This is a genomic window from Streptomyces albipurpureus (assembly GCF_023701525.1).
Taxonomy (GTDB): domain Bacteria; phylum Actinomycetota; class Actinomycetes; order Streptomycetales; family Streptomycetaceae; genus Streptomyces; species Streptomyces albipurpureus.
In genome coordinates, this window is sequence record NZ_JAMQAW010000006.1 from 123,437 (window position 1) to 144,149 (window position 20,713).

Annotated in this window: 19 protein-coding genes; 8 read left to right on the forward strand and 11 right to left on the reverse strand. The window is 68.4% G+C overall.

Annotated elements, in window-relative coordinates; genetic code table 11:
* Positions 1–135 precede the first annotated feature (135 nt).
* Complete coding sequence (locus NBG84_RS05680) at positions 136–525, reverse strand: hypothetical protein (protein ID WP_250918162.1); 390 nt, start codon at positions 523–525, stop codon at positions 136–138.
* Positions 526–604: 79 nt separating this feature from the next.
* On the reverse strand, positions 605–1,945 hold the full coding sequence (locus NBG84_RS05685; protein ID WP_250918163.1) for a S1 family peptidase: 1,341 nt from the start codon (positions 1,943–1,945) through the stop codon (positions 605–607).
* 291 nt (positions 1,946–2,236) lie between these two features.
* Here NBG84_RS05685 and NBG84_RS05690 point away from each other — a divergent pair, with 291 nt between their 5' ends.
* Together NBG84_RS05690 and NBG84_RS05695 are read left to right on the forward strand one after the other, a co-directional pair.
* The gene (locus NBG84_RS05690; RefSeq protein ID WP_250918164.1) at positions 2,237–3,013 is read left to right on the forward strand and encodes an SMI1/KNR4 family protein; all 777 of its coding nucleotides are present in this window, start codon (positions 2,237–2,239) and stop codon (positions 3,011–3,013) included.
* 342 nt (positions 3,014–3,355) lie between these two features.
* Entirely contained in the window at positions 3,356–4,525 is a 1,170-nt protein-coding gene (locus NBG84_RS05695) for a methyltransferase domain-containing protein (RefSeq protein WP_250918165.1), read from the forward strand.
* Here the strand turns inward: NBG84_RS05695 and NBG84_RS05700 are convergent.
* The 3 genes from NBG84_RS05700 to NBG84_RS05705 all read right to left on the reverse strand — a co-directional run bounded on the left by NBG84_RS05700 (position 4,510) and on the right by NBG84_RS05705 (position 7,085).
* A complete protein-coding gene (locus NBG84_RS05700; RefSeq protein ID WP_250918166.1) occupies positions 4,510–5,628 on the reverse strand; it encodes a methyltransferase domain-containing protein in 1,119 nt (372 codons plus the stop codon). The genes NBG84_RS05695 and NBG84_RS05700 overlap by 16 nt on opposite strands.
* Before the next feature lie 7 nt (positions 5,629–5,635).
* Positions 5,636–5,767 (reverse strand): hypothetical protein, encoded by a 132-nt coding sequence (locus NBG84_RS40500; RefSeq protein ID WP_285366390.1) that lies wholly within the window; start codon positions 5,765–5,767, stop codon positions 5,636–5,638.
* A gap of 151 nt (positions 5,768–5,918) precedes the next feature.
* Complete coding sequence (locus NBG84_RS05705) at positions 5,919–7,085, reverse strand: L,D-transpeptidase family protein (RefSeq protein WP_250918425.1); 1,167 nt, start codon at positions 7,083–7,085, stop codon at positions 5,919–5,921.
* Between the two features lie 274 nt (positions 7,086–7,359).
* On the opposite strand from NBG84_RS05705, the gene NBG84_RS05710 reads away from it, so the two are divergent.
* The 6 genes from NBG84_RS05710 to NBG84_RS05735 all read left to right on the forward strand — a co-directional run bounded on the left by NBG84_RS05710 (position 7,360) and on the right by NBG84_RS05735 (position 15,602).
* The gene (locus tag NBG84_RS05710) at positions 7,360–8,553 is read left to right on the forward strand and encodes a lipid II:glycine glycyltransferase FemX (protein ID WP_250918167.1); all 1,194 of its coding nucleotides are present in this window, start codon (positions 7,360–7,362) and stop codon (positions 8,551–8,553) included.
* Positions 8,478–10,397, forward strand: coding sequence for a murein biosynthesis integral membrane protein MurJ (murJ, locus tag NBG84_RS05715; protein ID WP_425608577.1), 1,920 nt, complete (start codon positions 8,478–8,480; stop codon positions 10,395–10,397). Before NBG84_RS05710 ends, murJ begins: the two co-directional genes overlap by 76 nt.
* 25 nt (positions 10,398–10,422) lie before the next feature.
* A complete protein-coding gene (locus tag NBG84_RS05720) occupies positions 10,423–11,109 on the forward strand; it encodes a response regulator (RefSeq protein ID WP_250918168.1) in 687 nt (228 codons plus the stop codon).
* A gap of 158 nt (positions 11,110–11,267) precedes the next feature.
* Positions 11,268–12,698 carry an ATP-binding protein gene (locus tag NBG84_RS05725; RefSeq protein WP_250918427.1) on the forward strand — a complete coding sequence of 477 codons (1,431 nt, stop codon included), beginning with the start codon at positions 11,268–11,270 and terminating at the stop codon, positions 12,696–12,698.
* Positions 12,695–13,378, forward strand: a complete 684-nt coding sequence (locus NBG84_RS05730) for a hypothetical protein (RefSeq protein WP_250918169.1) — start codon at positions 12,695–12,697, stop codon at positions 13,376–13,378. Before NBG84_RS05725 ends, NBG84_RS05730 begins: the two co-directional genes overlap by 4 nt.
* Before the next feature lie 316 nt (positions 13,379–13,694).
* Positions 13,695–15,602, forward strand: coding sequence for a WD40 repeat domain-containing serine/threonine protein kinase (locus tag NBG84_RS05735; RefSeq protein WP_250918170.1), 1,908 nt, complete (start codon positions 13,695–13,697; stop codon positions 15,600–15,602).
* 148 nt (positions 15,603–15,750) lie between these two features.
* On the opposite strand, the gene NBG84_RS05740 is transcribed toward NBG84_RS05735, so the two are convergent.
* The 6 genes from NBG84_RS05740 to NBG84_RS05765 all read right to left on the reverse strand — a co-directional run bounded on the left by NBG84_RS05740 (position 15,751) and on the right by NBG84_RS05765 (position 20,464).
* Positions 15,751–15,999: a type II toxin-antitoxin system RelE family toxin gene (locus NBG84_RS05740; protein ID WP_250918171.1), complete on the reverse strand. Its 249-nt coding sequence runs from the start codon at positions 15,997–15,999 to the stop codon at positions 15,751–15,753.
* Complete coding sequence (locus tag NBG84_RS05745) at positions 15,996–16,310, reverse strand: type II toxin-antitoxin system Phd/YefM family antitoxin (RefSeq protein ID WP_250918172.1); 315 nt, start codon at positions 16,308–16,310, stop codon at positions 15,996–15,998. Before NBG84_RS05745 ends, NBG84_RS05740 begins: the two co-directional genes overlap by 4 nt.
* Positions 16,311–16,795: 485 nt before the next feature.
* A complete protein-coding gene (locus NBG84_RS05750; protein ID WP_250918173.1) occupies positions 16,796–17,056 on the reverse strand; it encodes a hypothetical protein in 261 nt (86 codons plus the stop codon).
* A gap of 130 nt (positions 17,057–17,186) precedes the next feature.
* A complete protein-coding gene (locus tag NBG84_RS05755; protein WP_250918174.1) occupies positions 17,187–17,453 on the reverse strand; it encodes a hypothetical protein in 267 nt (88 codons plus the stop codon).
* Positions 17,454–17,775: 322 nt separating this feature from the next.
* Entirely contained in the window at positions 17,776–18,990 is a 1,215-nt protein-coding gene (locus NBG84_RS05760) for a helix-turn-helix domain-containing protein (protein WP_250918175.1), read from the reverse strand.
* Between the two features lie 232 nt (positions 18,991–19,222).
* The gene (locus tag NBG84_RS05765) at positions 19,223–20,464 is read right to left on the reverse strand and encodes a helix-turn-helix domain-containing protein (protein WP_250918176.1); all 1,242 of its coding nucleotides are present in this window, start codon (positions 20,462–20,464) and stop codon (positions 19,223–19,225) included.
* Positions 20,465–20,713: the final 249 nt, after the last annotated feature.

The window sequence follows — 20,713 nt, forward strand, 5'->3', positions numbered from 1 at the left end:
GATATGACGGCTCGGACATGACGGCTGGACCCGGCAGCAGGGGCATCCGTTAACCGGTCCAAGCTGAGACGCCCGGGTGGACTTCGGTCCCCCGGGCGTCGCCCATGCCATCCGGGCCGCTGTCTTCTGCCCCGCTCAGCCACTGGGCCAGTGGCCCGGCAGCGAGCCTTGGGGCCCGAGCGGCGGGAGCACCCCCGGGGTGAGCGTGTGCCAGTACCCGGTGGTGTCGTCCCACCGAAGAAAGAGAACGGCCCGCCGCAGCCCGGCGAGTGGATCGGCACCAGGGCGGCCTTCGGCGCATCCACAGCCAGCACCAGCCGGGCAGGGCACTGGTGCCACCACGACCCCCAGTTCGGTGTGACCGACCTCGTCGCCCTTCAGTACCGGCAGGCCCAGGGTGCTCACCGAGTAGACGGCCCCACCGGCCGCGGTGCCCATCCGCGGTCCGATGTCCGCGGTCACCACATACTCCGCCCGCTCCAACGCCTCCCGGGGAGTGCCGGGTTCGTCCCGCGCTGACCGCATCCGTATGTCCTCCCCACCGCGGAAAGGGACGGTGCCGCCCACCCCTCCGGTGGACGGCACCACATCACTTCCCGGGCTATCAGGTGGCCAGGGAACCCATGTTGTAGGTGGAGGTGTATCCGATCCAGCTGTAGTGCTTGGCACCACCGAAGGTCCCGGAGTGCACCCCGCGCGCGGTGGAACCGGTCGTACTGCTCGCCACCGCACCACCGCTGTCACCGCCGGCGCTGGTGTACGAGGCCGCGGACTGCCCATAGACCACACAGCCGCAGGTGCTGCTGGTGTGACTGGCATTGGTGGACGAGATGGTTCCGCAGCGGGCACTCTCGGAGTTGCGGCCGTAGAGGCATGAGGTGGCACCGATGGTTCCGAGCGCCGAACCCGTCACCACCCGGGCCTTGACCGCGGCACTCTCGTATAGCCATGGCTGGCCTCCGCTAGGGATGGAGATATAGCGCATATCGGCCGATGTGCCGGCGCTCAGGGCGTTGATGTTGGTCAGGGAGCCATAGGCGCCCGCGCCGGAGCTCACCGTACCGGTGTTGGTTCCCCAGCCGCAGTGACCTGCGGTCACCGCTCCGCGCACCCCGGCCCGGTTGACGACCCAGCCGATGGAACAGAGCACTCCGGCGAAGCTCACACCCACTCCGCCACGGCGCGGCGAGTCGCAGACATTGCGGGACGTACAGGCCTCCTCGATGCCTTCGCCCTCGCTGATCCGCGCGGTCACACCGAGCTTGGCCAGGGTGGCGCGTACCGCGTGGGGCGAAGTACCCCTGCTGATGGTCACCTTGAGGCGATTGGCGACCACATCCTCATCGATGGCCACGATCGGGGACACGGCCGCCGCCGTGCGCACCGACCCCCAGAGCGCCTTCATCGCCCGGGTGAGCCGCGCGGTGGAGTGCTTGACGACACGGAACTCCACATCGGATGCGGCACTGCCCGCGACCCCGGCCCGGGCGAGCAGTTGTTTCCGGGTCTGCTGTGCCGGTAACGCTCCGGCGAACTGGACGACCAGGCGGCCGCCCTGGCGATTGTCCAGGAAGTGCCCGGCGAAGTCGTCGCGTTGGGCGAGCCCTCTCACCGTGGGCGCGACGGACGCCAGCAGCGCATCCCGTCGTCGCATCTCCTTCGCCTCGGCGGCGGTGCCGATGAACCCCCACTCGTTGACGAGGGTTCCCAGGCCCGCCTGGGCGCGGGAGCGCTGCTGGACGATGGCGCTCAGTTCGCTGGCGCTCGTCCCGAAGCCCAGTTCGCCACGGAGACGGAGGGACTCGGCGAAGACGGTGCTGTCCGCCTGTGTGGTGGCGGTCCGCACCGAGGGTGTCGGGGATGGCTGGGCCGCCGCCGGCACTGCCAGGGGCACGAGCATCCCGGCCGCAGCAAGGAGCGGTAGCACAAGGGATCGGAGCTTCATCGGACCTCCAGAACACATGGAATGGTCATGGGCATGACAGTTCTTGAGTCGTAGGAGCGCGGGGTGGACCCTAGAAGCCCCCCTCTGAAGGGGTCAAGGCCACCCCCCACGAAGCACCACCTTCCGGTTGATGCCACCACCGAGTGCCCCACCCCTGGCCAGCGGCTCACACCGCGATCGACGGATCTCACCAACGGATAAGTTGACTCAATGCGGACCACGGCCGGGGAGGAGTGTCCAGATGGGCGTGGGCCGGCCAAGCCAGCCCCGGCACCTGACAGAATCACCCATATGGACCCCGATCTCGTACTGCTGCGCCAACTGATCGAGGGGTCAGCGATCATCAGCGCCCGCCCCGGCCGCGGCCTTCCCGAGCCTGCCGTCCGGGCGGCGGAGTCGGTGGTGGGCGCACTGCCGGGGTCCTACCGCTGGTGGCTGACCACCTATGGGAGCGGCACCCTGCACGGCACGGAGATCGCCACCATCGCACCGGAAGAGCACCGGGACGCTCCCGAGTCCCTCCTTGCCCCCGGTCGCCTCATGGGCAACCGACTCCACTTCTACGAGGAGCCGGACGGCGGCGACAGCTTCTCCTTCGCCCTGGACCAGTCGGACCAGTCAGGCCACCAGGAGTACCCGGTGCTCCGCCGTGACCACTTCACCGGCGAGGAGGAGAGATACGCGGAGGGCTTCGCCGGCTTTCTGACCGTTCAGACCGCCCTGGCCTCCGGTCTGGGCGACGGCCCCAACCCGACGATCGCCCGGCTGTGGCGCACCACACCGGGCGTGCTGCTGCCGAACGGCATCCATATCTATGGTCCGGGCAGCATCAGCGAGCGGAACAAGACCTACGAGGTACGGAAGTACGCCCCGCCCTGGGTACTGGTCGGCGACGACAGCGGAGGCCGCGGACTCCTGATGCGCCACCATGGAAAGGACCGGACCTCGGTGTACCGGCTGGACTTGGGCGCCCTTGATGAGTCCATCGCCACCAGCGGGGAGCGGGTGACCGGCGATCTCCTCGGGTGGCTGAATCAAGGGGCTGAGGGCCCCGAGGTCTGCGGATAGAGGACCGAGGAGGCCCGGTGTGGGAATGGTTCCAGGCTGTGCATCTGTCGATACCGATGGTGCCGTTGTCGCATTGCCGAAAAGGGCGCCCCCGCGCGCTCTGCCACTGCTCCCACTGCGCCCTCTAGCGTGATCGATGCCCCGCGAACAGTTCCATGCGCCGGGGAGAAGCAGACTCGTGGGTTCAAAGCCGTCAACCGGCAGTGAGCGGGGAGAACAATCATGGGCAAGCACGAGAAGCCGCCGCCAGACCTCGGCAAGGGCAAGCCACCTCCCGGAAACTCCGATGGCCAGGTCCCCAAACCCGAGCCAGGCGAAGGCGAGCATCGAAAGTGAGTCACGGTGACGCTCGCTGACCTCCACCGTGCGCTGGCGCAGAGCCTGGAGGAGCGCGGGGCTTGGCCCGCTCGCTCCCCCTGGCTCCGGGCGGCGAACTCGGCGCTCCCCCGGCATCAGTTCGCCCCGAACCTGCTCTGGGCCTGGGACGGGCACGGCTATGTCCCCATCGACCGGGACGATGACGCGGACCGGTGGGCGGCCGAGGTGTACGCGGGCCCCGATGACGCGGCCGTCACCCAGGTCACCGATGGTGTGCCGTCCTCCAGCCTGTCCTGTCCCAGTGTGGTCTTCGACATGCTGGACTGCCTGGAGCCGGAGCCCGGGGAGCGGGTACTGGAACTGGGCACCGGGACCGGTTGGAACGCGGCACTGCTCTCCTGGCGTGCCGGCCCCGACCAGGTCACCAGCGTGGAGGCGGATCCGTCGTTGGCCGCGGCTGCCCGCACCCGGCTGGAGCAGGCCGGGGCCCGGGTGAAGGTCGAGACCGGGGACGGTACGGCCGGTTGGCCGGGCGGTGCTCCCTACGATCGGGTGATCTCCACCTTCGCGGTCGACCGTGTGCCCTACGCATGGGTCGCGGGGACCCGTCCGGGCGGCCGGATCGTCACCCCGTGGGGGCGGCTGGGTCACCTCGCGCTCACCGTCGCCACCGATGGCCGATCCGCTTCCGGCAGGGTGCGGGGACTGGCTACCTTCATGCCCTCCCGCGGCACCCCAACGGTCCCTGCGTACAGCTGTGTTCGGGGTGAGAGCCCGCCGGACGACGAGCGGCCCGTCGCCTATGACATGACCCCCTTGCACACCGACTGGCATCTGCGGTTCGCGCTGCGGGTCGCCCTGCCCGAGTTGGTGATCGACACCGCTGTCGATGCGGATGGGGTCAACGCCTGGCTCCATGACGGAGCCAGCTCATGGGCGGCGCTGTCCGCGGTCGGCGACGGACGGATCACGGCCTACCAGGGTGGCCCGCGCCGACTGGCCTGCGAGTTGGAAGGCGCCTGGGCTCGGTGGGTCGCCGAGGGCTCCCCTTCTCTGTATGACTTCGGGATGACCGTCCCCGCTGACGGCGACTCCTATATGTGGGCCAATGACCCGGTGAAGGGCCCTCGGTGGCCCATCCGCGCCACCGCTGGGTTCCTCTCAAGCATGGACTCCCGTCAAACGATGATGTGATCCTCCGTGTCGAGCCAGACCCGCTCCCCGTCCGCGGTGACGGTCAGCCCGGTACGGTCCCGTGTGGGGTGGCCCAGGTGCTCCCAGGTCCGGTACGCCGCCTCCGTCTCGTCCCACAACTGTCGGGGCCCGTAACTCTCGACGACGTAGTCGGTCCGGCCGGGGGCGTAGTCCACGGATGCCCAGGAACCGCGGTCGTCGGCCAGCAGCCACAGGGTCGCCTCACCGCTGTCGTCGGCTGCCTCGACGAGGACGTACCAGGCGTCGGGGAGGGTGAGGCCGATATAGAACAGGGCGTCGCTGTCGCCGACGAGATGCCAGGGGTTCACCGCGGTGTGTGAGGTGGTGGCCTGGTCGGTGTGGTGGAGGAAGTCACGGAGGTATCCCCGATGGGGACGCTGGTTGCGGGTGCGCATAAAGGACGGGAAGCCGCTGAACCGCCCGCGCCCCACCCCCGCTTCGACATCCAGGCTGAGGAAGCTGTGCGGGAAGAAGCTGCCGCCCCAGGGTGTCACGATCCGCCCTCGGGGGGTCTGCTCGATCCACGCGTAGGGAACGGCAGGCACGGTGTACGTGGCGATGAGCCGGTCATACGGCGCCCCCGGAGGCCACCCCTGGTCCGCGTCACCGCAGACGATCCCCGGGGTGTATCCCGCGGCTGCCACGTTCTTGGCGGCCCGCTCGACCAGCACGGGGTCGATGTCCACCGATGTCACCTGTTGCGAGCCCAGGCGATGGGCGAGCCAAGCAGCGTTGTACCCCGTGCCCGCGCCTGCCTCCAGTACGCGTTGACCTGGGTTGACCTGGAGCAGATCGAGCATGTGCAGCATGACCGACGGCATCGAGCTGGAGGAGGTGGGGAGCTGGTAGATACCCACCGCTGTCTCATCGCCGTCGTTGATCTGCGTGGTCAGCGCGACATCGTCGTACACCCAGGTCCGCCACTCGGCGAGTTGACTGCTCCGTAGCACCGCCCGCCCCCGCGCATCGATGCTGTCGGGGACGAAGAGCTCGCGCGGCACGGTGGCGACGGCGCTCTCCCATCCGGCGACCAGTGCGCCCTTCGCGGCGAGGATCTCCACCAAGCGGGCTGGTGAACTCACGGTGACATCAGGTCCTTTCGCTGGGCGGGTCCTCGGGCTCCGGCGGAGGCACCGGCTTCTTCCACTGGCCGTCCGATTCCCGCGGGGACTGGACCTGATCCCCCTCCTCGCCGCCTTTGCCGTCTCCGTGCTTGCCCATATGTATCCCTCCCAGAGAATCATCCAGCACTTTACGTAGCGTCGCGCATACCGAGAGTGAGAGGAAGTCTGGTTTGCGACAGACCGACGGGATTCGCGCAGAGACCGTGGCCACCTCGCCCGCCACGGCCCCCCGGTGGGTGGTCGGATGCTCAGCGCAGTGCGCTCAGCTTCCGCCACTGCTCCCAGGAGAGGTTCCAGTTGCTGAAGCCGTTCCCCTGGCCGGGGGTGCCCTTGGTGTCCTCGCCCGTGATCTCGAACGGGTCGCCCACCCGTACGTCCCGATAGAAGGAGGCCGCGTCGGCGGTGCTCATGCCCACGCAGCCCGAGCTCTTGTTGGCGCGGCCGAGGTGTGCGGAGTTCCAGGGCGCGGCGTGGGCGTACATGCCGGACCAGGTGAGCCGCATCGAGTAGTCGACCATCTTGTTGTAGGCGTCTCCAAGGCCCACGGTCTCGGAGTTCATGTTGATGGTGCCTTCCTTGGACATCAGCACGGTGGTGCCGCGCCAGGAGCGCTTGTCGCCGCCGGGGGTACCACCGGAGATCGGGATGCCGCGGATCTGCTTGCCGTCGCGGTTCAGGGTGAGCTTGAAGTTGTCGAGGTCGACCTGGACGATCTGGCGGGCGCCGATGGTGAAGGCGGTCGAGTAGTCCCGTACGAACCAGCCTCCGGCTGCCCCGGAGTCGGTGCCGTTCAACTCGGCCTTCAGACTGACCTTGGTGCCCGGCCGCCAGTACTCCCTGGGCCGCCAGTCCACCCGGTCCTTGCCCGACCAGTCCCGCATCCAGCCCCAGGACCCCTCGGTGTTGTTCGAGGTGGTGACCCTGAGCTGCTTCTCCACCTCGGCCCTGTTCTTGACCGGGTTGTCAAAGACCAGGGAGATCGGGTGGGCGATGCCGATGGTGGTGTTCTCACCGGGACGCCAGTCGACCTTGTTGACCTTGCCCGCCGCGGCCGTGGAGAAGGAGGCCTGCCGCGTTCCCGTCGTACCGCCCGCTGTCTTCGTCACGGCCGTCACCGCGTAGGTGGCGTCGGGTACGGCCCGGCGGTGGGAGGTCCACACCGTGTTCCGCTCGGATATCCTGCCGGTGAGGCGCCCGCCCTTGCCGTCGGTGACCGTGACCGAGGTGAGGCTGCCGCCCTGTGCTGTGACCCGTACCGGCTCTCCCGGCTTCACCGCTTTGCCGCTCGGAGTCACCGTCACGGTCGCGGGGCTGCCACCGCCCTTGGCCCCGCCCGCCTTGTCGTCCGTCTTCGCGCTGGCCGGGTCGGAAGTGCAGCCGGTCAGTGCGAGTGGTGCGAGCACGGCGGCCACCATCGCGAGGCGCGCGGTCGTATGACGTACGGGGCGCGCGGATATCGGGCGCAACGGAGACCTCCGGCTGGGTTCGGATCGGTGAGCGGGCGGCTGAATCAGCGACCCTAGTAACTAAACGTGCAGGTGAGCGCGTGGGGTTGCCTGATGACAGCCACTGGTGGGAAACGGTCATCGTCCCGTCACCTTCGCCGCTCGGGACGGTCACGCACGGCTGTGAGCATCCGGGGCGTCCCCGCGACAGGCCGGGGTCGGGGCTGTGGAAGAAGGGCTCACTGTGTCGGCACTCCTTGTGACAACAGGCCGGGGCGGGCAGGACCACCAGCAGCAGGTGCGGCTCGAACCCATCGGTGCGGACGCCTACCGCGCGTTCCTCGCCTCCCGCACGGGAGCGGCCCTGGGCGCGGGCTTCTTGCAGTGCCCCTCCTGGGCCCAGGTCAAGGACGGCTGGCGGCCCCTGCTGCTCGGCTGGGGTTCGGCTCCCGCCGCGGGCGGGCTCAGCGGTGTCGCGCTGGTGCTTCTTCGCCAATTCCCCGGCACCCGCCGGTACTTCGCCTATCTGCCCGAGGGGCCGGTGGCCGATTGGGCCGACCCGGACATCGATGCCTGGATCGATCCGCTGCTGCGCCATCTGCGAGGTGCGGGAGTCTTCGCGGTACGCATCGGCCCTGCGCCCGCCCACCGTCGTTGGGACGCCGGGCCGCTCAAGGAGCGGACCGGCGCCGGCCGGCAGCTGGCCGATGTCCTCGACTGCGAGGTCGACCCGCTCGGGACCGCGGTCGCGGAACGGCTGCGCGCCCGGGGCTGGCAGCGCTGCGGCGACAGTGGGGGTGGCGACGGGGACGCGCAGCCCCGCCATGTCTTCCGGGTGCCGCTGGCCGGACGCGACCGCGATGAGCTGTGGTCCGGGCTCAACCAGGAATGGCGGCGCAATGTGCGCCGCGCCCAGAAGTCCGGTGTGGAGGTGGTGATCGGCAGCGCGGCTGACCTGCCCGAGTTCTACCGGCTGTTGTGTGTCACCGAGAAGCGTGACGGCTTCCGGCTGGGCAGGGCACTGGCCTACTACGAGCGCCAGTACGCGGCCCTCAACATGGAGGAACCGGGCCGGATGAAGCTGTATCTCGCCCGCCACGACGGCGAGATACTCGCCGCCCACACCATGGTGACCGTGGGGCGGCGGGTCTGGTACCAGACCGGCGCGTCGGCCGACCACCGACGCGAGGTCCGCCCCTCCAACGCCCTCCAGTGGCGGATGATGCTGGATGCCCACGCCCTGGGCGCGGAGGTGTACGACATGCGCGGGGTACCCTCCACACTCGACCCCGCCGATCGTTCGTTCGGACTGCTGCGCTGGAAGCTCGGCACCGGGGGTCAGGTTGTGGAGACCCTGGGGGAATGGGAGAAACCGTTGGGCGGCACTGCCAACCACGCGCTTTACCGGGCGTTTCAAGCGTATCTGGCGCGCCGGTGAACGGGCCCCCGGAAGCGTCCTCGACGACGGCGACCACGACGGGCACGACGGCTACGGCCACGACGGGCACGGCTTCAGCGGACCAGGAAGCCGACGCCGATACCGATACCGAGAAGCCGGCGCCGTCCGTCGGCCGCAGCGGTGCGATCATGGCCGCCGGGTCCGTGGTGTCCCGCGCCACCGGGTTCGTCCGCTCCTCGGTCGTCGCGGCGGCACTCGGCATCGGGCTGGCCGCCGACGGCTACGCCGTGGCCAACGCCGTGCCCATGATCGTCTACATGCTGCTCGTCGGCGGCGCCCTGAACGCCGTGTTCGTGCCCGAGTTGGTCCGGGTGGCGAAGGAGCATGAGGACGGCGGTGCCGCGTACACCGACCGCTTGCTCACCATCTGTTTCACGGCCCTGCTGGCGATCACCGCGGGCGCGGTGTGGGCGGCGCCGTGGATCGTCGACGCGTACACCGGCTACAGCGGGCAGCAGGCCGGTATGACGGTCGCCTTCGCGCGCTACTGCCTACCGCAGATCTTCTTCCTCGGTGTGTTCACCCTCCTCGGACAGGTGCTCAACGCGCGGGGCCGGTTCGGCGCGATGATGTGGACGCCGATCCTGAACAATGTGGTCGTCATCGCCGTGTTCGCCCTGTATCTGGCGACCTCCGACGGATCGACCCTCACCAGCGCGGAGACCGCACTGCTCGGCTGGGGCACCACGGCGGGCATCGCCGTCCAGGCCCTGGCCCTCGCCCCGGCCCTGCGAGCGGCACGGTTTCGCTGGCGCCCCCGCTTCGACTGGCGCGGCAAGGGGCTGACCCGGCCGCTCCGTTCCGCCGGCTGGCTCATCCTGCTGGTCCTGAGCAACCAGGCCGCCTACTGGGTCGTCACCCGGCTGGCGACGACCGCGGGCGAGCGGGCGGCGGAGTCGGGCATCGACGGCGGCGCTGGCTTCAGCGCGTACAACAACGCCTATCTGCTGTGGGCCGTGCCGCACGGCATCATCACGGTCTCCCTCGTCACCGCCCTCCTGCCCGCGATGAGCCGGGCCGCGGCCGATGGCAACCCGGCGGGTGTGCGACGCGATGTCTCCTACGCCCTGCGGAACAGCGCGGCCATGATCGTTCCCGCGGCCTGTGCCCTGCTGGCTCTCGCGCAGCCGATGATGGCCCTCGTCTTCGGGCACGGAAGGACCGATGGCGACGACGTCAAACTGATGGCCGGAATCCTGATGGCCTTCGCCCCCGGTCTGATCGCGTTCTCCGGCCAGTACGCGCTCTCCCGTGCCTTCTACGCCCTCTCGGACACCCGTACCCCCTTCCTCCTCAACCTGGTGATCGCCGGGCTCAACGCGACCCTGTCGGTGACGGCGTACGCACTGCTCCCGGTGCGATGGGCGGTCACGGGCATGGCGGGGGCGTATTCGCTGGCGTTGATGGTGGGTTGGGTGGTGACGGCGATCGTTCTGCGCCGCAGGCTGACTCCCCAGGTCAAGACCGCGGGCGGGGAGGGCACGGTGCCCGCCCCACGGCGCGGGGAGGCGCCGACGACCCTTTCGGGCTCAGGGCATCGGGCCAAGGGGGCACATCGTGCGGGTGGCCGGGACAGCCTCTGGCGGTCCGCCGCGGTCGGTGCCCACGCCCGGCTGCTGGTCGCCGCGGCCCCCGCCACGACCCTCGGGTACTTCACCGCGACCAGCGCCGCGCCCCTGGGCGCCCTCGTCGCCTGCCTCTGCGGCGGGCTGGCCATCGGGCTGGTCTTCGCGCTGCTCGCCAAGCCGCTACGGCTCACCGAACTCGACGCCGCGCTCTCGGGCGTCACCCGACGTATCGGCGGGCGCGCAGCAAAGCGCTGAGACCACCCTGGGGAATAATCCGCATATGCCGCGTGTACTCCTGATCGAAGACGACCCATCCGTACGTGAGGGAGTCGAACTCGGCCTCCGTCGCCGTGGCCATGACGTACGGGCGGTCGCCACCGGCGAGGCCGGACTCGCCGCGCTCGACGACTTCCGGCCCGATCTCCTGCTGCTGGATCTGATGCTGCCCGGGGTCAACGGCGTGGAGGTCTGCCGCCGCGTGCGGGAGAACAGCCAGCTGCCGATCATCATGCTCACCGCACGCGGTGACGACTTCGACATCGTCATCGGACTGGAGGCGGGTGCCGATGACTACATCGTCAAACCCGCCCGTACGCAGGTGATCGAGGCACGAATACGGGCCGTACTGCGGCGGATCGACGAGCAGCCCGGCAATGGACGACCCGCCGTCGAGTTCCACGGCGAGCTCTGCCTGGACCGCTCGGCGCTCACCGTCGCCAAGGCGGGCCGGCGGCTCGCACTCGCACCTTCCGAAATGCGTCTGCTGCTGCATCTCAGTGCCACCCCCGCGCAGGTGTTCAGCCGTCAGCAGCTACTGGAGCAGGTATGGGAGCACAACTACCACGGTGACGCGCGACTGGTCGACGCCTGTGTGCGGCGGCTGCGCCACAAGATCGAGGACGCGCCGGGCAATCCCCGCTACATCCAGACCCTGCGCGGTTTCGGCTACCGCTTCGGTCCTCTGTGAGGGGCGCGGTGAGGACCTTGGTGAAGGGCGCGCGAAAGGGTGCCGCCCCCGGCGGAACCGGTGAGACGGTGGCTGCGGCGGAGCGGAACCCCGCCAAGGGCTCGCCGACGGTTGCGGTAGCCCCCCGTGACCACCGTCGGCGTGGCACTCCGTTCGGGCTGCGCACCCGTCTCATTCTCGCGTTCCTCCTGGTGGCCGGTGTGAGCGCGGTGGGCACCGCCGGTCTCACCTACCGTGAGGCACGCAACTCCGTCCTCCAGGCGGCTCAGGACACCGCGGTCTCCTCCTTCCGTGACCAGATCCAGCTCCTCACCCTCACCTTGCCCGTGCAACGGCCGGTCCTGGAGGGGACCTTGCGCGACATCGCCGGTAAGGGCAAACCCCGCCCGTGGGTCGTGTTCGCCGAGTACGGAACGATGCGGGTCTCCTCCGGTTCGAACCCCGTCTCCTCCGTGATCACGCCCGAGCTGCGGCGCAAGGCCGCCGGCTACCCGCACGGCAGTTTCGAACGGGTCATCAAGGACGGGGTGCCCTATCTGACCGTCGGCATGCCCGTGGTGTTCGAGGCCGGCGAGGGCGCTGTCCTGTCGACCGGGCTCGTCCTCTACGCCGTGATGAAGATGACCTATGAGCAGAACCAGGTCGAGGCCCTGGTCACGGCTGCTCGCAACGGCGCACTGCCAGGGCTGGCGATAGCGCTGATACCCGCGTTGCTCGCCGCGCGGAGCGTTCTGCGGCCGGTGCGCGAGCTACGGCGGGCCGCCCACCGCATGGGCAGTGGCCGGCTGGACACCCGTATCAAGGTCAGGGGCGGTGATGAACTCGCGGACCTGGCCCGCACCTTCAATGAATCGGCCGGCCAGCTGGAACGTTCCGTTACGGAGCTCCGCCAGGCCGAGGCCCGCGCCCGGCGGTTCGCCTCCGATGTCTCGCACGAACTGCGCACCCCGCTCGCCGGGATGCTCGCCGTGACCGAGGTCCTCGACGAGGACGCGGCCGGGCTGGACCCCGACACCGCCCAGGCGGTACGGCTGATCAGCGCCGAGACCGGAAAGCTCGCGGTACTCGTGGAGGACCTGATGGAGATCTCCCGTTTCGACGCCCAGGCCGCCGAACTGAACACGGACGAGGTCGACGCGGCCGAGACCATCCGCAGAACGCTGCGGAACAGGAACTGGACGGACCTGGTCCACACCGATGTACCGGATGGCATCCGGGCCCGGCTCGATCCGCGCCGGTTCGACATCGTGATCGCCAATCTCGTCGGCAACGCCCTGCGCCACGGCGGCCCGCCGGTCACCGTGCGACTGCGGACCCGGACCGACCGGGACGGCGGGCCGCTACTGGTGACCGAGGTCATCGACCGGGGCCCCGGAATCAGACCCGAGGTCCTTCCGCATGTCTTCGACCGCTTCTACAAGGCCGATGCGGCCCGTACCCGCTCGTCGGGCAGTGGTCTGGGGCTGGCGATCACTCGGGAGAACGTCCGGCTCCACGGCGGCACGGTCCGTGCCGAGAACGCCCCCGGCGGAAGGGGCGCGGTCTTCACCGTGGAGATCCCCCTCGGCACCGGGGAGGTCACCGGATGAGACGGCTGCCCATGGCGATGGGCGCCGTGCTGCTCAGCGGGCTGCTCACGGGCTGCGGCATCGCCGAGAGCGACCCGATCGAGGCGGGGAGCCCGGCCTCGGTCAAGGTGACCCCGGGTGACTCGGTGCTGCTCTTCTTCCGATCCTCCTCCGGGGCCCTGGTCCCCGTGGCGCGGCCCTTGGGGATCAAGTGGAAGAGCTCGGACACCCGCCCCGAGGCGGTGCTGAGCAGGTCCGTCCATCTGCTGTTCGAGGGCCTGGTGGCGAAGGAGCGCGCGGCCGGACTCCGCTCCGGGCTGCCGCAGTTGCCCCCGCAGAGCTGGGTGGGCGCGCAACAGGTCGAGTACGGGATCGCGTTGGATCTGCCGATACCGCTGGCCGATCTCGATGACACGGCGGTTCGCCAGTTGGTCTGCACCGCCGGGTTCGCGGGGGGCTCGCAGGGCGTGCAGGCGGTCCATCTCCGGGGCACCGACGGGACGATGGCGGCCTCGAACTGCGATGCCGACGTGGATATCAACCGGGTGGCCCCTCGCCCCTCCATGATGTCCCATCCCCCGTCCCAACGCCCGGTTCCGCCCGGGCTTCCGCTCGACGGACACGATCCGGTCGATCCACGTACAAAGCGGCCGGACGGTCTGAGTCCGCAGCCGACTCTCCCCACAAGCGAGCCGCGCTGAGGAGCTGAAGCCCGCCCAACGGGGAGCGAGCGGAGCGCCGGTCTCGATGCCTTCGCCGTCAGAGTGGGAGGGACCCGGTGGCATCTCCACGGTGGGGCGGAACCCGCTCGCCCATGGGGCCGGTGGTCGGTGCGCTGAGAGACCGCCGCCGCGGGTGCCCCCACCCAAGGCTCAGGAGGGTGGCCGCTCAGTGATGTCGGCGGGGCCAAGGAAGCCGATGCCGCGCGATTCGTCTGCCGGAAGGGCGCTTCGGGGGCCATGAGGTCGTGGCCGGATTGGCCGTGCCAGCGGAAGCCGCGTCGGTAGAGTGACCGCCGTGGCGGGGGTTGCGGGTCTGTTGGTGGGTGGTCGGTACCGGCTGGATGAGCCGGTCGGACAGGGTGGCATGGGCCGTGTGTGGCGCGGCCACGACGAGGTCCTCGACCGCGTGGTGGCGGTCAAAGAGGTCTTACTGCCGCCGGGCCTACCGACGGAGCTACGCGATCAACTGGTGGCACGCACCAGACGTGAGGCACGGTCCGCCGCCCGGCTCCACCACCCGGGCATCGTGACGGTGTACGACTGGGCCGAACACGATGGCGCACCGTGGATCGTCATGGAGTTCGTCCGCGGGGACTCGCTCGCCAGGCTCATCGCCCGCGATGGCCCGCTGGGTTGGCAGAAGGCCGCCAGCATGGGCGCGGACCTGGCGGACGCGCTCGCCCACGCGCATGCCGCCGGGGTGGTGCACCGCGACCTGAAGCCCGACAATGTGATGCTCGTCGGGGACCGCACCGTCATCACCGACTTCGGTATCGCGCGCATCCTGGACGCCACCAGTCAGCTGACCAGTACGCACACGGTCATCGGCACCCCGCAGTACATGCCTCCCGAGCAGTTGGAGGGCAAACGGGTGGAAGCCCCAGCCGATCTGTGGGCATTGGGAATCACGCTGTACACGGCGGTGGAAGGGCATCCGCCGTTCAACGGGCCGACGCTGACGTCGATCATCACGGCCGTCCTCACCCAACCCCTGCCCCCTGCCCCGAAGGCGGGCCCACTGGGCGAACTACTCATCGCTCTGACGGCCAAGGCCTACCACGATCGCCCGGACGCGCCCACCACGGGCCAACGCCTGCGAGCTGCCCGGGACACTGCTTCCATCCTGCACTCCGCTCCCACCCAGGCCGCTCCCCTAAGGACTCGCTCCGACCCACCCCCCACCCCCACCGCGCCGGACACGATCAATCCGACCACCCAGCGTGGACCGAGTCGCCGCAGCATCGTCATCGGCGGCGTCACCGCGCTGGCCGCCACATCGGGTGCGCTCATAGCGCTACGCCTCGATGACGGTCGCTCCTCACGATTCGGCGATCTGAGGTCCACCTCCTTGGGTCACGACAGCATGGTGTTGTCGGTGGCGTTCAGCCCGGACGGCAAGACCCTCGCCAGCACAAGCGACACGACTGTCCGTCTGTGGGACGTGGCCAGCCGCACCAACACCGCCACTCTCAAGGGCCACACCGGGTTTGTGTACTCGCTGGCGTTCAGCCCCGACGGCAAGACCCTCGCCAGCGGCATCGGGGACGGAGGCATCTGGCTGTGGGACGTTCCCAGCCGGACGGTCAGCGCGACCCTCAACGGCCACACCCACAATGTGACATCAGTGGCGTTCAGCCCGGACGGAACAACGCTCGCCAGCGGCAGCGAGGACATGACCATCCGCCTGTGGGACACAGCCGACCGCGCCAGCACCTCCACCCTCAAAGGTCCCGGCCTTGTGCACTCGGTGGCGTTCAGCCCGGACGGAACAACGCTCGCCAGCGGCAGCGAGGACATGACCGTCCAACTGTGGGACGTGGCCAGCCGCACCAACACCGCCACCCTCAAGGGCCACACCGGGTTTGTGTACTCGGTGGCATTCAGCCCGAACAACAAGATCCTCGCCAGCGGCGGTGGGGACAGCACCGTCCGACTGTGGGACGTGGCCCAACGGACCAGCACCGCCACCCTCGAAGATCACACCGAGAGTGTGACCTCAGTGGCGTTCCGCCCTGACGGGAAGACCCTCGCCAGCGGCAGCGCCGACACGACCGTCCGGCTCTGGGACGTGGCCAAGCAGTCCAGCGTCGCCACGCTCAAGGACCATACCGATGACGTGACTTCCATTGCGTTTAGCGCCAACGGAAAGTACCTCGCCAGCGGCAGCATCGACCTGACGGCCCGGTTGTGGAAGCTCTCTTGAGCGCAGCACGCACACTGGGTTACGCGCCATGGTCTCGGCGGGGTTGGACCGGCTAGCGCCGGGCATAGCTGGACAGCAGACGTCTGTTCCGCCGTCGGGCTGGCGTACGTAGCCAAGAGTCAGACCGCTCATGGCTTCCGGCGTCACCTCAGACCCGGCCCACGGTCATGACCGTGATGATGATGGTGGCCCCATCAACGTGATACTGACAGCGGTATCGGCCTACTGACAAGCGGCGGTGCCCGGCGTTGCCCATGCTGCGACTTCCTGCTGGTTCTGGGTTGAGGGCGAGCCTGTTGATGGCCGCGGTGAGTGCCTTGGCTCCGTCCCGGTCATCTTTGAGGAATCGCTGATACGCCGAACGGGCACAGCTCTCCCAGGTGATGTGATAGGTCACAGCCCCTCCTGTGCGAGTTCCGCGTCCATTTCCTCGGCGGTTCGGCAGCCGCAGTCGGTGCCTTGAGTCGGCTTGATCGGCCCGAAACGGCACCCCTGGAGTCGGTGGTTGGCGTGCCGCAGACCTGCCGTGGCGGACTCCAGTTCCTCGAAGACGTCCCAGGACATGAGGACCGCCACGGGTGTGTCGCCCTCAGTGAGAGTGGTGGGGATTCCGGTCTCCCGCACCCGGGTCAGGAGTTCGTCGAGTGAGCCGGCGGCGTCCCGTGCGGGGGTGTTCGTCATCTCGGAGAGCTGGTCAAGGAGTTCCATGCCGGGACCGTAGAAGTCTGGTGACCATCTAGGCAAGGAGTTCACGCCGCCCCGGCCACGGATGGCACTTCGATGGCCTGTTCCTGGGTCATCCCATCGGGTGACCTGCACCGCAACGGCCCCAGGGAGGTGATCGGCCACGCTGCGATTCCATTCAGCTCAGGTTCTTCCTCGGTGCCGCTGACAACCGCTACGGGTCGGCGGTCAGCGGCCTGGCCTTGCCGGTGCCATCTCGCCCTCACCTGGGTGGCGGCGGGCTCCCGATCCTGACGGGCGCCGCATAGCTACAGCCCGGCTCACGGAGGCCCCTCCCGCCAGCATCGCCACAGCCACTCACACCACAAGGGCACACACCATCCAGTCGCCCTGAACCAACTCACCTCCTTCGCCGATCTGGGGCTGGGGCCGGAGGCCATGGCCGCCACAAGCCGGTTTTCACCAGCCCTTCGGTTCGAAGCGCACGGTCTTGCCGCCCAGGTCTTCTTCTACGCGGACGGTGTACCCGGGTGCGGCGGCGGCGAGCATACGGAGGCCGCGGCCACCGATGGAGTCTTCGTCGGCACAGCGGTGTTGGGGCCGCACCGGGAGGCGTCCCAGACCTCGATGGCGAGGTCCGCTGTCACCGCCACTCGGTAGGTGTCGCCAGCGCCATGGACCACGGCGTTGGTGACCACCTCGCTCACGAGCAGTTCGACGAGGTCGGGTAGCTGGCCTCCGGCATCGGCATAGGTCGTGCGCCTGCACACTCAGCCACCGCAACGCCCGCCGGACAAAAGGAGTCGCGAACGCCCCCAGCACCACCCGAACCGGCTCGGTACTACCCAGCACCGGCCCCTGCCCGATGGCCTCGGACCAGTAGGCGCGCACTCTCCGGTGTCAGCCATCCGCGCCGTCCTCATCCGACAGCAGATGAAGAAGCCGGTCCACGGCACGGTTGAACTGCATCTGCCGCAACCCGTCGTCCAGCGCGGCTCGCCACTCGGCAGCGAACTCGGGTTCTTGCTCCAGCCGCTGGAGCTCGGACATGAGCGCCCGCCGCTCGCCAACCCGGGAGAGAAACCAGGTGAGTGCCGGAAACCACTGCCGTAAGCGGATCTCCAGGGCCCCCGCCGCAAGGACACACCGCACACGGACACGGATCATGGCAGCCGCCAATGCCGGTGGGCATTGTTGGTCTCGCGCACGCCTTCCGGCAGGGAGAGCGGCGTGGACGAACCATCATCCGTGCGTAAGGGCCGCCATTCGGGACGCGCCCGCACACACAGGGGCTGTTGGATGCTGAAGCCGCGAGGGGAATCAAGATCGGCTGCACACTCTTCACTCCTGTGCGTCGGGACATGGCCCCTCGTGCACGGCTTGCGATGTTCGCGCTCTACTTGGCACCTCATGGCAGCACACGCCCACTGAGGCGGCTGCGTGGGCGCGACTTGAGCGACTGGCTGCCGACTTCTACGCTACGAAGCCGCTAAGCGATCAAGGGCACACCAATCAGTTCGCTCAAGCTCCGGGCCCGCGCCGTCGATACCTTGGCAAGACGCTTCCCGATAACGCTTGGTAGAGCCTGATGCCTGACCCACTCAGGGGCGTCGAGGGCAACCTCCACAAGGGTGCGTTCAGACGCATCGTGCAAGCCGGAGGCGCACTGGGCCAAGGCCACATCGAGCTTGTAGCGATTCCTCGCCACCTTCGACATGCCCTCGGGAATCAGCTTCATGTCGGGATGGTCGGCCAGCTTGAGGGCCCGCCCGTAGTTCTTCAACGAGACATGGATTCCAATGGCCTCTGTCTTGACCGCAGTCGGGCCGAAGCGAGTGCCGTACAACTCCTCATCACTGCCGAGCCTTGCCGCCGCCGCGTGCGCCTGTGAGATGTAGTCGTCGGCAGCGGACTCGTCCTCTCGACGCGACGCGGCGACCGCGGCGGAAATCATCAAGCGCCCGTAGGCGACTAGTTGGGGGCGGTTCGCCTTGCTGGAACTCGGCTCGATCTCAAGAGCCGCCCGCTCGGCGACCGCAACGGCCCGCAGCAGTTCGGCACCGCGGAGGTAGACCCACGACAGAGTCGAATCAAGGAGAGCAGCCATCGCGGGATCGCCCGCTTCCGTCGCGAGGCGCTTCGCAGACGCGAGCGAACCGAGAGCAAGGTCCCGTAGCCCAAAGCCATTCGCACAGGAAGCCGCTACGCGATACGTACTCGCCAGAACCACACCCAGTTGTTCCCGCTCAACCCCGGTGGCACCGTTATATCTGACTTGCCCTTCCATGAGGATTTTCGAGGCGAGGGAGCCTACCTCCGCCGTATCACCCGCCCAGTAGGCGTCCCACGCGAGGTCGCGTGCTCGGCCCAGCTCCTGCCTAGTGCTTGGATCCTCGATGCCGCTCCACTCTCCGAGCGCGCTCTCATGAACAGCGTAGGAAAGCTGCCGAAGCGCGGCGCGATCGCCTTGCCTCATGCCCCGACGCGGAGCTTGTTGGCCAAGGATCACAGCCACGTCGGTGTTCAGCGCGGATGCGAGCTTGAACAGTGATCCGATGGAAAGCTCGCCACGATCTCGTTCGGCCTTCTTGACCGTGGCGTACGACAGGCCCGACGCCTCAGACAGCCCCTGTTGCGTCAGATCGGAGCCCCGTAGGTGCTTGATCCGCTCGCCATTGGTCAGATCGGCCCAAAGGTTGCTCACGGTCACCTCGGTGGTTGGCTCGGGTGCGTGCCTTGATTTTCGATGGTAGGTCCCTGAAGCACCGAACCCACCGCCCCAGTGCCAGCAGCCCCATCCCGAAGGCGCACCGGCAGCGATCAACGGCGGACGACCGACCGCACGTCGGGCCCTGGAATGCTCACTCGTGCCCGCTTGAGTGTTACTTGCGGGCCACAGATCTGCGCGTCGACCTGGCTGTCCCTACCCGATCGGGCTACGCGTCGGCGCCTACAGTGACTGCCAACTCCCGGGCCTCAGCCCGAATCGGTGCAGGTGAGTTCAGCGCCAGATCCGCTTCAAGGCGACGACCGGACGGTACGAAACGGACCGCTTCAGGCGATGTTTCGATTGCCCTTCGCAGATAGTGAACGGACCCTGCGTGTTCCTTTCTCGCGTACTGGGCCCGGGCGGCATCGAGGAACAGGCGAGATCGACGCTCAACAGATCGAATCGTCTCGGGTGCAGCATCAGAAGCCCTACGGAGGGCAGCACCTGGCGTACGAAGATCGACCCCGATGGAGACGGCGTGTACGGCCACGTTGCCCATCCCGAACATCGTCCAGGGATGTGCGTAGCTCGGGCTCGTTCGCGCTGTGCGGTCCGCTTCGCCCCACCACCGCCAGGCTTCTCCCTCACGCCCTTCCTTGGCCGCTGTGACCGCAGCGTGAAGGCACAACGCACCGAAGGTCCCGCGAAGAATGTCCGGCCCCTCCTCAAGGCGTCCCCGCAGGGTGTCCGCCGCTTCACTCACCAGACGAAGAGCTTCCTCCGTGTGGCCGCTGTCACGGAGACCATGGCCAACAATCCAGGCGGCAGCAGCCAACAGCACCGGATCGTCGGCCTCCTCGGCGGCCATACGGGCACGGTCGACCGTGAGCCAGTACAGCTCAGGCTCCGTCGTATGCGCCGCGAATTGCTGCGCGAGTGCGTACGCCTCCGCCATCACCGCATAGGCCTGGCGCCGGTCATCGCTGTCAGCGCGCCTGACGGCCGCATGGCACGCGATCAGGAGGTCGGGGAGCACCGCGCCCACCTCGGTACGCTGGTGCGTCGACGAGTGCCAGGTCACCCAGGCTTGCCGGACTCTGCCCCGCAGCTCATCCACCGTGCCCAACTCATACGCGGAGCGGCGGAAGATGGACGAGTGGATGGCTTCCCTCAGTGCCGGGACCGAGGAATGCGAGACTTTGCCACCTTGGTCGACGGGAATCACCGTGTCATGGCCGGTGAGCTTGGATAGGTCATCCACCCGCAGCGCCTGCGCGAGGCGGATGAGCATCGGCAGAGAACGTAGATCCCGGTCTCCACGTTCGATCTTCGTCAGCCAATCCGGTGATCGGCCTACCAGACCGGCAAGTACCTGGCCACTCATCCCGCGGCGCTCCCGGGTGATACGGATGCGCTCGCCGGTGGTCAATTCCGCGGGCAGTTCCGTCACGTCTTCGGGCAGGTTCACAACTCGTGCTCCCTGGCGTGTGATAGCCGTCTCAACGAGCGTACGCCCGCATGCTGTTCCAGGGGCAGCGGAGAGTACGTACGGGAACTCGACAGGAGGTCTGCCGAGTGGAGACACCACATCCACTACACCCAGCAGAATGGCGCAGCCGCGTAAGGTAGCAGCGTCCCCGCGCACGCTTCACAGCCGCGTCTCGGGGCACACTTCCTCGCGCACGACCTGCGAGGGAAGCGTGCCGCTCGAACTCCT

Excerpts from the sequence above, each read along its gene's own strand:
- NBG84_RS40500 (WP_285366390.1), bottom strand. The coding sequence starts at position 5,767 with ATGGGCAAGCACGGAGACGGCAAAGGCGGCGAGGAGGGGGATCAGGTC.
- murJ (WP_425608577.1), top strand. The coding sequence starts at position 8,478 with ATGGGAGAAACCGTTGGGCGGCACTGCCAACCACGCGCTTTACCGGGC.
- NBG84_RS05690 (WP_250918164.1), top strand. The coding sequence starts at position 2,237 with ATGGACCCCGATCTCGTACTGCTGCGCCAACTGATCGAGGGGTCAGCG.
- NBG84_RS05720 (WP_250918168.1), top strand. The coding sequence starts at position 10,423 with ATGCCGCGTGTACTCCTGATCGAAGACGACCCATCCGTACGTGAGGGA.
- NBG84_RS05730 (WP_250918169.1), top strand. The coding sequence starts at position 12,695 with ATGAGACGGCTGCCCATGGCGATGGGCGCCGTGCTGCTCAGCGGGCTG.
- NBG84_RS05680 (WP_250918162.1), bottom strand. The coding sequence starts at position 525 with ATGCGGTCAGCGCGGGACGAACCCGGCACTCCCCGGGAGGCGTTGGAG.
- NBG84_RS05755 (WP_250918174.1), bottom strand. The coding sequence starts at position 17,453 with ATGATCCGTGTCCGTGTGCGGTGTGTCCTTGCGGCGGGGGCCCTGGAG.
- NBG84_RS05745 (WP_250918172.1), bottom strand. The coding sequence starts at position 16,310 with ATGGAACTCCTTGACCAGCTCTCCGAGATGACGAACACCCCCGCACGG.
- NBG84_RS05685 (WP_250918163.1), bottom strand. The coding sequence starts at position 1,945 with ATGAAGCTCCGATCCCTTGTGCTACCGCTCCTTGCTGCGGCCGGGATG.
- NBG84_RS05705 (WP_250918425.1), bottom strand. The coding sequence starts at position 7,085 with ATGGTGGCCGCCGTGCTCGCACCACTCGCACTGACCGGCTGCACTTCC.